Raw genomic sequence first — 12,817 nt, forward strand, 5'->3', positions numbered from 1 at the left:
GTAAACAATTTCAAGCTATAAACTGTAAATTATCAATACCATTACAGACATCCTTAAAACTTTAAGGTTTAGCGATCGCCTAATTTATGAAAAATACAGCTCATACAGTTACTTTTATATTACATTGCAAATATCTATGTAACATGTAAAGATGCCAGCGCTCATTGCTATATATGATGTCCGGTTGAACAGTTATAAATAAATAACGACGGAGGAGTCAGTCCTCAGTCCTCAGTTCTCAGTCCTCAGGAGGGAAGACAGAAGAAGGAAGAAGAACAACAGGAGAAGAAGGAGAAAGTTTTTTATCACTAATTATCCGCACATGATATTAATAGTTTTGTGGAAGTGGAATGGGTATCTTGCCCGTTCCCGTTCCTGATATTTACAAAAGCAGAGTGTGGGGAGAGTGGGAAATTTGGGAGGAATAATTGTATCTGTATCTGTTCTGTGCTTGTCTGTCTTTTGTGTTAAATTTTTGGCGTTGCTGAGTGGTAATGATTTTTAGATTAAGTATCAACGCAAAACATAAGTTTTTCAATTTTACCTTCAGCTAATAGACATCTCCAAGAATAAAAAATCAATATCTATATCCCAAAGAAATTATCAATTTTTTACCCCTACAGCAAAGCTGCCTACTGCCTACTCCTTATGCGTGGTGGAGATGTCTAATTATCATTACATTTAAGCAACGCCAAATTTTTGGTAACTCAAGCTCAAAAGTAGGCACTTTTTTTCGCTCAAAAAAGGCTAAAACTTTTATATTTCAGTACTTTGATATTAGATCGGTAATCCCTAATTATTAATTATTATTTATTAATTGTTGAACCGTTCCTGATATGGCAATGAGCGCTCAGGTATTTACAATGTTCAGCTCACAGTACAGCCTGGAAAAGGTTTACAAAAAATAATGTGTAAATATGCCAGCGCACATTGCTATATTTTCACTCCTTGGCAGGATACCCACCCCACTTATATTTCCATTCGTCCCTCAGCAATGCCGATGTAATGTAAATAGGGTTTGCAGCAAAAAGTATGAGTAGTAGGGGTAGGAGACAGCTATACTGGAGACAGCTATACTGGAGGAACAGGGAATGAGCGAGGAGGTAGGAGTAAGAATTTTCCCAAGCAAGATTGTTCTGCCATAATCATCCCAAAATACTAGCTTTATGCAGTTGGTATCCACCGAAAAGCTGGTACTTTTTTAGAACAAAAAATGCTAAAAACAATATCAGTTAATGCTTTAATATTTAATCAGCAAGCCCTAAATATTTAGCTGTCAGCTATCAGCTTATTGCCTTGTAGGAGGTAAAGCTGTTCCCTAATTAATGCCGATGTAATGTAGGTATTTAGATGTCAGTTATCAGCTTATTGCCTTGTCAAGAAAGAATAGCTCAGTTGTGCTATGGATATGGAATAATATTTATAGAAACACTAAGAGAGTTATACAAGTATGGCTTCATTTTTAGATGGTGACTGTCTATCTAATTATGCTGAAAAACCCAATGATTGGAAACCATCAGGAAAAAGAATAAAGCGTCGTTTGTATAGGAGTGGTAATAATTGTTTTGTGAATGCAGACTGTAATAGACATCTCCAAAAATACTCAAACGCCTATCTTAACTATCTTTAGTGGAGCGATAGCGTAGGCTTAACCGGAGGCGACCGCTACTCATTAAAATAGTTAACTTGTACGGTTTTATGGTTATCAGAAATACTTTGTGTTACTAATCTAAATAATTGCACTTTGATTTCTTATTTTTATCTCAATTTTTTATGATTTTTACTAATATAAATGAACCTATTATTAATCGGATAATACCACATATTTTCAAGATTACTTTTTGATAATTATTATCTTTTAATCTCAATCTTTCTCTAGGAACTCCAAATATTTTAATTAATCTTATTACATGGTCTACAAATCTTCTATTTTTGGCTTTTTATTGATTTTCTTCTTTGATTTATGGTGACATTTCTTTTTTTATTGGCTTCTTTTTTGGTGTAGTTGTTCTCTCTACTCCTTCATCAGCTTTATCTCCTTGATATTTTTGTTTTTTATCAAAATTATGCTGTTGTTCTCTTAATATATTTACATCACTTACCGAATCATTAATAATTAATAATTAAATAATTCGTGCCTTGAAGCCGACTCTTTTAAGGGGGAAAAAAAGACAATCTTCCTTATATTCAATTCCGTAACGGTTTTAACCCAGATTCCGCACTTCAAAATGTAGTACAAAAATACCGTAAGAAAGCGATGTAGCTGCCGCACTTGCTCCGCCAACGCAATTAATTAAGTATTAATACTGGCATCACCAGAAAATTGAAAAATATTTTTAGTAAAAATACTGAGGTACATCAAGAACAATGCATGAGAGTTTTTATGTAAAAATTACTCCGAAAGTTGGAAAAGGTAAAAACAAGAAAAATGGAGCGTGGAAATCAAAAATTTAGACCACTTGGGGCTAGTAGCTGGAATAATTGATGAAATAGGAATAGTTGATAAAATTAATGAATTAATAGAAGAGAAAAAGACGGAGAAAATCAGTGCATCTTAATGTAGTAAAAGCCATGATTTTAAATGGTATGGGATTAGTATCGTCCCCCCTATATATATTCAAGGATTTCTTTGAAGGAAAGGCGGTGGAACATTTACGCTGGAATTGAAGTAAAAGTAGAGTATTTGAATGACGACAAATTATTGTTGAGTTTTAGACAAAATCCATGAGATTGGGTTAAATCAAATATTTGTTTTTATCGTACTAGAAATTATTAAAAAATATCAATTAAATCTAGAAACAGTTCACTTAGACTCAAGCAGTTTTCATCATCGGGTCGAATATAACAATTCAGGAGAACATCAAACCATAAAAATTACTTATGGGTATTCACTCTTACCATCGGCCAGATTTAAAACAATTTCTGATGGAATTAATCTGTACGAATGATGGAGATGTGCCTTTATGGATGAATATTTGTGACGGCAATGAATCAGATCAAAAGCAATTTGGTGGGGCGATGATAGAGCTTAAAAAACAACTGCAATTTGACAGCTTAATGGTAGCATATAGCTCCTTTTACACCCAAGAAAATCTACAAATAGTCAATAAATTGAAGTGGTCTCCTCGAGTACCATTAACAGTAAAAGCAGCTACTGTTTTAGTTAAGTCTGTGGAAAGCAACGATTTAATTATGAGTAAAATACCGGGATATAATTATGTTGAAATAAAAAAAAATTATGCAGCAGTAGAACAAAGATGGTTATTAGTTGAAAGTCAAAAAAGAAGAGAGTCAGATTTAAAAAATCTAGAGAAAAGAATTCACTCATGATGGGGAAGCTTCTCAAAAAAAACTCCGAGAATTAAAATCTCAGGAATTTGGCTGTGTTGCGGATGCAAAAAAAGCAGCCTAACGCCTTTTAAAGGTGTCTAAATACCATGAACTTACCGACTTGAAAATCATCAAGGTTAACAAGTCTAAAACTCCTAATTCCCAGGACTATAAAGGTAAGCATTTCCTGCGGAATGCTTACCTATAAAGTAGAAGCTACAGTAGCTATTTGTGCAGAAAAAGTAAGTCTTGAAAAACGAAGTGCCGGAGGATTTATTTTGGCAACTAATGTTTTAAATTACGAAGAATTAACTGGGGAAGAAATGCTTTCTAAATACAAAGATCAGTAGTCAGTATAACGGGGTTTTCGTTTCCTATGCATACCCGATGTTTTTAACTGATAGTGTCTTTCTTAAATCTCCAAAACCCATTGAAGCTTTGGGATTAATTTGGAGAGTGTGTTTATTAGTTTATACCTTGGGACAAAGAGAACTTCGCCAAACTTTAAAAAGGATGAAAACTGGAGTTAAAAATCAGTTAGGTCGCCTCACAGATAGACCAACTCTACCATGGATATTTCAGTGTTTTCAATCGGTTCACGTCTTCTATCTTCAGGAGGTTAAACAAATATCTAATTTAACTAATGAACGATTACATTTACTTAAGTTTTTTCCCCAATCTTGTCAGGATTATTATCTCCTTATTTAAGGGCAAATTTAGTTTTTCTCGCACTTTAAAATTTTTAATAGATAGGTCTTTTTTTCCAAGAGTCAAATTTTACATAAAATTTTGGCTTCGAGGGATTTTTATTAGCTATTTGCCAACTGTTTTTTCTAATGTATCCTAATCGCGCCAATTTTTCTTGACTTTCAGTATTAATACTTAATTAATTGCGTTGGCGGAGGATGGTGGTGGCAGCTACATCGCTTTCTTACGGTATTTTTGTACTACATTTTGAAGTGCGCAATGTGGGTTTTAACCTTCTTGTAATTATCAATTATCCATTATCAATTATCCATTAATGAATAGACCTTTTTCTCCTACTATTACATCTACTATTTCTTTTCCTGTCTTGAGTGCTTCTTACATTCGCCGTGCGACGGCGAATTAAGCACTCGCTTTTGGTGTGGTGATTATTTGATTTTTAAAAGTATGATTTTTCTTTTTCCCTGAGTAATATTTTTCTTGTTTTTTATATTCATTTGGTCTTTCTCTACCATGTTGCTGTACTGTCTACAATTAATTATAATTCTGTTAATATTTCCTAGACCCATTCCAATACCTAAAACTTTTTTTTGACTTGCTCTAATCAACTTGCTGGCAGTAATTCTCTGAGGATATCTATCCAGTCATAAAAAATATTATTAGCACGCTTATTCACTTATCTTAAAGTTTATTCCTAGTGTTTGAAAAGTTGGTACATGATGTAAATAAAATCACGTTAAAATGATTTATTCTTCCCTGGTAATGGTCTTTTTTCTGACTCCTCCTGCTTTAATTAATCTTTTTTCTGTTTTGGCGATCGCGTAGCATCCCGTAGGGAATCACCTCTTTTTTTTCTGATTCTATTATTTGGGCATTTTCTATTAATTTCATTAGCTGTTCTGCTGTAATACCAATAATTCTTTTTGTTTATGAGTGGATGATTATAAATATATTCGAGCATTTGGATTCATTTTAATGAACCCATACATAAATGGTTTTGATGATTTTACCTTATTTTCTATTTTGGAAATGTCTAATGGGGCTACAAATATCATCACCAAATGTAAGTAGAAAGCTAAGTTTAGATTTAAGCCAACTGTGTAGAGGCATCGCGGAAATTCTCCCCAAAGAATATATCTTTGGTCAGAGCTCGAATAGACGGAGCAACACGGATTTATCCTTTGCGTAGTATCTACTTAGAATCTCCGTGACTTGAGTCCGGGGAGTAGTTAAGACTTAAAAGCTATTGGAGTACATTCCAATTACGAATTTTCCATTTTCCATCTTGACGAACCAAGTCGTAACGAACAAGCAAGTTATCATTCTGAGAATTGCTTAATCTGTCATTATCATAAAACTCTACCTTTTCTCTCACTTGAGCATCCACTTGAGCTTGATTGGCATTTGTGTTACTCATATTTAAACTTTTTATGTCTAAACTATGCTCATACTTTCGATAAGAGTTCTCTCGCTTGAGAGCATTAGCTGTAGGTAACCAACGTTCAAGTGCTGGATCTACGAGAATATTTTGTAATTGCTCAGTTTGATGATTAGGACCTAGAGCTGTAGCCTTAGTATCTAACCAACTTTGAATAGCTATGCGTGCGATTTCTTCTGTAATTGGACCTGATGCTGTGAGACTGTCCTGATTAATTTCTGGAATTTCCAATGGAGGTCTATCCAATTGTACCATGGGTTTTTCCCTACCTAAACCCAAAGCATTTGCTAACCAACTAATAGTTTTAATTGCCACAAACCCAATCAATCCTATTGCTAATAATCCCAAAACTGCTATTAATATTAAACGACCAATCTTAACAGGTTCTCTTCTGGTTGATGTTCTCCGTGGACTTTGCTCAAGCATCGATTGGGGTAATTCTTTACTACCCACTGACATATTTTCATTTAACTGAGGTAAACTACTTCTACTCTTTTCTCTAACTCTCTCTGAATAGCGACTATAGCTCAAGGAATTTCCTTGTTTTTGTATATCTATAGAAGATGATTTATATGTTTCTTGAGGTGACTGATAAGAACTAGCTTCTAGTTGATTCGAAGTTCCTGTGCTAGTTGAGGCCATAGTGGCAGTAGCAGCGTTACCCACACTAGAGATACGTTTTTTTTCCAAATCTAAGGCTGAAGATTGGTCTGTTTCTTTTTGATAGAATGTCTCTTCTGTATCATGACCACGACGGGGTTGAACAACTACCCATTGATTAGTTGCTTCTGCTTCGGCAGGCAAAGCTTCTAGATAAGCTTGAACGTGCTGATCGGCAAAATAGTCTTTCAAAGAAGCTGACTTGTCAGATAAGTCGCGGAAATGTGGAAAGACTTCCTCCGTCAACCAATGTTCAGCATAGAGACACAAACCTGGTAGTAAATCTGGAGATTCTTGAGAATTTTCTTTAATAAAGGATAAAGGTTCGTGTTCCTGGCTTAGTTCTAACGATCTATTAGCCTCTTCAGTTTGTCCTAAAAGTAATGAACATACAGCTTTCTCTAAATTGACATCTTGACTTCTACCCAATTGCATCAGCATAAACTTAGCCTTACGAATTAAGGCTGGTTGTTTTTGGGCAAACCCTTGAGCTAAAAAAGTATAAACTGCCAAATATGTACCAACGGCAGAAGGACGATGAGCTTCAGACTCAAATAATTTCTTTTGTTCTGCCATGCTTAAATAGTGACGTAGCTGCTGAACAAACTTCAGAAAATCTTCAACCCCTAATCCAGATTGATCATTACCTTGACCATCAATTCCTCCTCTTTCATTCAACATATCTTGAAGAATTTCTAACCCACGGCGACGGTCTAATGCTTTTTCTTCTGGTAGTTCGACTAATTCCATTATTCTATAAGGACGTAGCTTATAGAGGTCAGCTTGTATCTCTCCTCTAATTTGGACAAATAGGTTTTCTCTTAGCAATAATCCCTGCCCTGCTTCTAAAGCTGTTGCCGCACTTTCATATTGTCCTTGTTGCCATTGCTCTCTACCTAATTCTAAATTTGCTAAAGCAACCGTTAGGGCAATATCTGGTAGAACTAATACTGGATCTCCAAAACGCCCATCTTTGACAGCAATACTATTATTGATTAGGTAGGGACTAGTCAGCTTTAAGATCAACTCATATTCTCCTAATTCCTGTAAAATTAAGAGAGCACCCACAAACTGTCTATCTTCTATTTCTATACTGGGAGTGTTAGGGTCAAACTCATGGGTAACTGGATTTTCTCTACCGTGAGAGCTTATCCCTCTCGTTAAACGCCTAGAAGCTAATTTTGGAAGGATTTCTTCTGTTTGTTGAAGTTTTGTTTCTTTTTCTTCTTCTTGTTGTATTTTTTCAAGATTTATCTCAGAACTTGGACTTACTTGTTCTAATTCCGGACCGTAGGTTTTACTCAGAAAACTGCCATCGTACGTTTGTCGTTGTTCTAGGTCAGACAGAATAGCATAAGCTTCGTCTACAAGTTGTTTGCGGGCAACTATTGTCGCCTCCGAATACTCTCTTCTCGGAAACTGCTGAGTGCGATCGCGATGTGCTTGTCGTAACTGTTCGACAGTAGCCTGAATTGGTAAACCCAAAATTCGGTAATAATCTAATGGAATCCGCACAGTGCACTTCCTCAAAGGCGAGTTAATATAATTTACTATAATTAGCTTATTATGTTAGCCGATAATATCCGATATTGCTAACTAAATTTAGAAAGATTTTTGTCACTTTACCAATCTTTTCGACCACCTCTTAGCTAAAGCACGAGGAATAGTTGGAACAATAACCATTTTGAAAATATTCAAACAGAAATATTCACAATTCCCGATCATCTTTTTTATCTGTAATACAGAAAAACTATATAATATGTAAGTTCAAAAACTTAGACCCCAGAGCCACAATCTCACATAAGTTTTGATTGTAATGTTTAAGTGCGCCCCTTAGTTTGGATTCGGCTAGAATACATGAGTTTTTTATAGTATCTTCACTACTTCATTTTTAATTCTAGCATCTTAATTACTTAAGGAGCCAAATCCTACCCCTATATTTAGGTTTTATCAATCCTTAATCATATCATATAGCGCTATTGTTAAGACAAACATATTATTTTTGATCTCTTCTCTAAAGCAAAGGGTATTTCAAACTTTATGGCACTTTATCGGTAAAAAGCTAGTTATATTTGTTTGCTGTAATACGCAATTCTCCTATAGACTACTAAATATAAATTCATTGGAGCCTTTTACTAAACCTTTAACTTGTAATATAAGATTTATTACTAATAATACTAACTTAGGATAGATAAAATGATCCAAGAACGTACATTACCTACTTTTGATACCAATAGTATAAAAATTTCTCAAGAAGAAGGATTAATACTATACGAAGATATGGTTTTAGGGCGCTTGTTTGAAGATAAGTGTGCTGAAATGTATTATCGAGGTAAAATGTTTGGCTTTGTTCATCTTTATAATGGACAAGAAGCAGTTTCTTCTGGTGTGATTAAAGCTATGCGCCAAGATGAAGATTTTGTTTGCAGCACTTATAGAGACCATGTTCATGCCTTAAGCGCTGGTGTACCAGCACGGGAAGTTATGGCTGAATTATTTGGTAAAGCTACAGGTTGTTCTAAAGGTCGTGGTGGGTCGATGCATATGTTCTCTGCTGAACATAATTTATTGGGAGGTTATGCTTTTGTTGCTGAAGGTATTCCTGTAGCAACTGGGGCTGCTTTTCAGAGTAAATATCGTCGGGAAAGCATGGGGAATGAAACTGCTGACCAAGTAACCGCCTGTTTCTTCGGAGATGGAGCTTGTAATAACGGCCAATTTTTTGAATGTCTCAATATGGCCACATTGTGGAAACTACCAATTATTTATGTAGTGGAGAATAATAAGTGGGCAATTGGTATGGCTCACGAACGGGCTACTTCTGAACCTGAGATTTATAAGAAAGCTCATGCCTTTGGTATGGTAGGTGTGGAGGTTGATGGTATGGATGTATTGGCAGTACATTCTGCTGCTCAAGAGGCTGTTGCGAGAGCTCGTGCTGGTGAAGGACCTACTTTAATTGAGGCTTTAACTTATCGATTCCGAGGACATTCTTTGGCTGACCCTGATGAATTAAGGGATAAGGAAGAAAAAGAATATTGGTTTTCTCGTGACCCTATCAAACAATTTACAGCTTATCTGACAGAAAATAATTTGGCGGATGTTGCAGAGTTGGAAGCAATCGATCAAAAGATTGAAAAATTGATTGCTGAAGCAGTTGAGTTTGCTACAGGTAGTCCAGAACCAGGAGCAGATGAACTCTATCGCTACATTTTTGCTGAAGATTAATTAACTAAATTATTGACTTAGTTTATCCTCAGCTATACTGTCAAATTTTAGTTGTCGGGTTTCTCATGTGTTTTGCCAAAAAGACTTTATTTATATGTGGAAACCCGAAATATTTAGATTGATAAAAGGGTTTTTTTTGGTGATTTAAAATTAAATTTATAGCAATTTTATAGTGGTAAACAAGTAGTTATTTTGACATTTTATCTATTGAGATTAAAAGGGTTAGATAGACTAATATTAATGCTTCTATAGGAATACTTGATAATCATTTAGCTTTTCCATAATTCAGAAGTCAATAACAAAAGTAATTTTGAATAAAATTTTTTTAGCGTTAAATTTATATATTGTCATCATTTTTTTTATTAATAAGCAGCCATTAAATAAATCATAGGTGTATGCAAAAATAATATGAAACTGATTTCTGTAAAAACAACCGGATATTTTTTTTAGGGATAGTAAATATAGTATAGCGCTGTGCGCAGGCAACAGCTCATCTGGCAACAGCTCATCTGGGGGAATAAAAAAACCATAATATAAGGCTTTTAGCTATTAGACAGTTCTTGTAATTTGTAAATATTCCAGCGCACATTGCTATAAAGGTTAATAGAGAGGTAATAGTAGATTAATTTATATGTAACTTAGTAAGTAGTCATAGAAAATTAATTGTATATTTAATGACCGGGTTAAATAATTAGACAAAATCATTTTTATATTTTTATATCTATTGCTCAAGTATACAATTATATTTTTCTTCCCTACTTCCTACTCTCTACTCCCTACTAACAAATATTAAATAAATTTGGCACAAGTACTGATGATAATTATTTGATAAAAATTAACTAATTGAAAGTTGAACGTTGCATTTTCATAACCCTATTTACCCCAAGGTAGTTAGAACTTAATTTGTGTTTTATGCCTTAAATATAAAATTTAATCCCTCGCAGATATTGTAAGTATTTAACCTTTTTCTTATCTTTTTCCATAGGCGTTGCTGAATCAAGCTATGAAAATTAAATTGGGCAAAGTCTAAAATCCTTTTGAGTTATTTTGAGTTAATAGTTAGGCGATTCCCGTGCGCGTTCCGTACCAAAATCGCTATTCAAGAAAGATCATAGCAAAAATCAGCAACACCCTTTTTTTCTCTTTTTCCATACACTTATTTTTCCCTCTCTTGGTGTGCTACAAGGTGAGTTAGTGAGGTCTTCAGGTATCCACAAGTAGATCAACTAATGAAATTTAGGGGGTCGCACTGCTGCTCCGGTACTACTTCTTCGGTCTATGTAGGAATATTTTATGAAAATGGTATAAAAAACTTAAGTATAGGTGTGGAATCACTAACTCTAAATAACCGGACATCATTTTCGATCAGTGTTAAATTTAACATATCGCTATCTCATGTAAACATTCAGCAGTAAAAAATAAGTAATAAACCCCAGAGGTATTGTAGTAAAAATTAAAGAAAAATTATTCATCAGGAAGCTAAACCCTAATTATTCATTCTTAACAGACGAACCAATTACAAACATAAACAAATAACAATGAAAAGAACCACAGACAAAGTATTTTGGCAACAACCTTTAACCTATCTATTAATACTGGCAGGAGCTGGAGGAGCATTGTTGGGCCAACGTATTATATTCCCACAGACAACTAGCTCTTCGGAAAATTCAACACAGATCGTTCAATCATCTTCTAATAATTATGGTATTCCTAACTCAGAAAACTCTAATTGGTTACCAGTTAGAGCACCTATTTCCAATGGTAACTTTATTGTAGATGCAGTCCAAAAAGTTGGTCCGGCAGTAGTTAGGATTAATGCTTCTCGAACATTCAGTCAACGACCTAATATGTTTGGTCGAGGAATACCAGAAGATTTCTATGGTTATGAACCTCCCTCACGTTCTGGACCAGTTGAGCGAGGTACTGGCTCTGGTTTTATCATTAGCTCTGATGGTAATATCCTCACTAATGCTCATGTTGTAGAAGGTTCAACGACTGTGGAAGTTGTCCTTAAAGATGGCCGTCGCTTACAAGGTAGAGTTTTGGGCACAGACTCTATAACTGATGTAGCTGTGATTAAAATTGATGCTAATAACCTTCCTAGCGTAACTGTGGGAGATTCAAATAACCTGCAACCTGGAGAATGGGCGATCGCTATTGGCAACCCTCTAGGTCTAGATAATTCTGTAACAGTTGGTATTATTAGTGCCACGGGTCGTTCTAGTAGTGATGTGGGTGTTCCAGATAAGCGAGTAGGATTTATTCAGACAGATGCTGCGATTAATCCTGGTAATTCTGGTGGCCCTCTACTTAATCAAAATGGTGAGGTGGTTGGCATTAATACAGCTATTATTGATGGCGCTCAAGGCTTAGGATTTGCAATTCCTATTAATAATGCTCAACAAATTGCTCAACAATTAATTAAGGGGGGTAAAGCAGAACACGCTTATTTGGGTATTGCGATGCAAACTCTGACACCGGAACTTAGGCAAGAACTCAACCGAAACTTAAATACAAATATTCGGTTATTCAACGACCAAGGGGTATTAATTATGCAAGTTGTGCCTGGGTCTCCTGCGGATAAAAGTGGTTTACAACCAGGAGATATAATTCAAAGAATTGACAATCAAACTATTACTGAATCTGAAAATGTACAACAAATTGTTCAGAATAAAACGGTGGGTAGTTTGTTAGAATTGGAAGTTAATCGTAATGGTCAGAACTTAAGTTTTCAGTTGCGTACTGGTAACTTACCATCTCGATTAAGAGGATAGTTTAGAGGTTATTTGGGCTTTGTTGCGGGGTAGTGGTACATTTTAATAGACATCTCCAGAAACTAAATTTTAGTCTAGTAATTGCAAAGGTTTGAGATTGATTTTCCTAGATGTCTAATGTTAGTAGTCCATTGTAATTATTTTTGTAATAGGGCAAGGCAGTGGGAGCATTTTGCTCCCGTTCTAGGAATTGCTAGTTCTCATCCATCTACTAAGTAAAACATGGTAAATTTTGGGCGCTATGTATCAAATTGTAAATTAGCTCAAAAGTTTATATTCAATGGCTTTAGGGGTTTTTGGATTAAGTATGCAATGTCTTTTTTTTAGCTTGCTCTACTTAATTATTTGGTAATCTTTACTCACCCAAAAGAAAATTGACACCAGAAATATTTTTGTGAAATGAAAGGAACAAACTTTTGGTAAAGGAGATTTTCGGGGTTTAGCTGCCCCAGAAGCAGCTAATAATGCAGCGGCAGGGGGAGCTTTTGTCCCCATACTGACTTTAGGAATTCCAGGTAGTGGTACTACTGCTATTTTACTGGGTGCATTATTACTCTATAGAACCCATTTGAGATCTATATAATTATGGTAGTCAAGTCTTTTCGCGCATTAATTTTGAGGAAAATTCAGTTGAAGGAGTGTTGAATTTTTTGTATTATCTCTCCCCAAATCTTCCCTCTTA

9 protein-coding genes and 1 pseudogene are annotated in these 12,817 nt (G+C 35.1%); 9 read left to right on the forward strand and 1 reads right to left on the reverse strand.

All coding sequences use genetic code 11. The features are described from left to right. Positions 1–1,450: 1,450 nt before the first annotated feature. From F6K27_RS29850 to F6K27_RS34485, 6 genes are all read left to right on the forward strand, one after another. Positions 1,451–1,630, forward strand: coding sequence for a hypothetical protein (locus tag F6K27_RS29850; protein ID WP_192901178.1), 180 nt, complete (start codon positions 1,451–1,453; stop codon positions 1,628–1,630). 805 nt (positions 1,631–2,435) lie between these two features. Beyond that, positions 2,436–2,558 (forward strand): DUF4277 domain-containing protein, encoded by a 123-nt coding sequence (locus tag F6K27_RS34465; protein ID WP_124146637.1) that lies wholly within the window; start codon positions 2,436–2,438, stop codon positions 2,556–2,558. A 28-nt stretch (positions 2,559–2,586) separates the two neighbouring features. Further along, positions 2,587–2,667, forward strand: coding sequence for a hypothetical protein (locus tag F6K27_RS34470; protein ID WP_353734828.1), 81 nt, complete (start codon positions 2,587–2,589; stop codon positions 2,665–2,667). A 213-nt stretch (positions 2,668–2,880) separates the two neighbouring features. Then, complete coding sequence (locus tag F6K27_RS34475) at positions 2,881–3,330, forward strand: IS1634 family transposase (RefSeq protein ID WP_375339665.1); 450 nt, start codon at positions 2,881–2,883, stop codon at positions 3,328–3,330. A 194-nt stretch (positions 3,331–3,524) separates the two neighbouring features. Further along, entirely contained in the window at positions 3,525–3,680 is a 156-nt protein-coding gene (locus F6K27_RS34480; RefSeq protein ID WP_375339666.1) for a hypothetical protein, read from the forward strand. A 37-nt stretch (positions 3,681–3,717) separates the two neighbouring features. Then, positions 3,718–4,038 carry a hypothetical protein gene (locus F6K27_RS34485; protein WP_375339667.1) on the forward strand — a complete coding sequence of 107 codons (321 nt, stop codon included), beginning with the start codon at positions 3,718–3,720 and terminating at the stop codon, positions 4,036–4,038. A 1,240-nt stretch (positions 4,039–5,278) separates the two neighbouring features. On the opposite strand, the gene F6K27_RS29865 is transcribed toward F6K27_RS34485, so the two are convergent. Then, entirely contained in the window at positions 5,279–7,648 is a 2,370-nt protein-coding gene (locus F6K27_RS29865; RefSeq protein WP_287279548.1) for an IMS domain-containing protein, read from the reverse strand. A 681-nt stretch (positions 7,649–8,329) separates the two neighbouring features. Here F6K27_RS29865 and pdhA point away from each other — a divergent pair. The 3 genes and pseudogenes from pdhA to F6K27_RS34165 all read left to right on the forward strand — a co-directional run. Next, entirely contained in the window at positions 8,330–9,361 is a 1,032-nt protein-coding gene (pdhA, locus tag F6K27_RS29870) for a pyruvate dehydrogenase (acetyl-transferring) E1 component subunit alpha (protein ID WP_287279549.1), read from the forward strand. A gap of 1,538 nt (positions 9,362–10,899) precedes the next feature. Then, on the forward strand, positions 10,900–12,135 hold the full coding sequence (locus tag F6K27_RS29875; protein ID WP_287279550.1) for an HhoA/HhoB/HtrA family serine endopeptidase: 1,236 nt from the start codon (positions 10,900–10,902) through the stop codon (positions 12,133–12,135). A 418-nt stretch (positions 12,136–12,553) separates the two neighbouring features. Further along, positions 12,554–12,718, forward strand: a pseudogene (locus F6K27_RS34165) (tripartite tricarboxylate transporter permease); the annotation flags it as partial. Positions 12,719–12,817 lie beyond the last annotated feature (99 nt).

This window comes from Okeania sp. SIO2F5 (assembly GCF_010692685.1).
Classification (GTDB): Bacteria; Cyanobacteriota; Cyanobacteriia; order Cyanobacteriales; family Microcoleaceae; genus Okeania; species Okeania hirsuta.

What these genes read in the sequence shown, in the direction of transcription:
- F6K27_RS29850 (WP_192901178.1), top strand. Translation starts at nt 1,451, where the DNA reads ATGGCTTCATTTTTAGATGGTGACTGTCTATCTAATTATGCTGAAAAA.
- F6K27_RS34470 (WP_353734828.1), top strand. Translation starts at nt 2,587, where the DNA reads ATGGGATTAGTATCGTCCCCCCTATATATATTCAAGGATTTCTTTGAA.
- F6K27_RS34475 (WP_375339665.1), top strand. Translation starts at nt 2,881, where the DNA reads ATGGGTATTCACTCTTACCATCGGCCAGATTTAAAACAATTTCTGATG.
- F6K27_RS34480 (WP_375339666.1), top strand. Translation starts at nt 3,525, where the DNA reads ATGCTTACCTATAAAGTAGAAGCTACAGTAGCTATTTGTGCAGAAAAA.
- F6K27_RS34485 (WP_375339667.1), top strand. Translation starts at nt 3,718, where the DNA reads ATGTTTTTAACTGATAGTGTCTTTCTTAAATCTCCAAAACCCATTGAA.
- pdhA (WP_287279549.1), top strand. Translation starts at nt 8,330, where the DNA reads ATGATCCAAGAACGTACATTACCTACTTTTGATACCAATAGTATAAAA.
- F6K27_RS29875 (WP_287279550.1), top strand. Translation starts at nt 10,900, where the DNA reads ATGAAAAGAACCACAGACAAAGTATTTTGGCAACAACCTTTAACCTAT.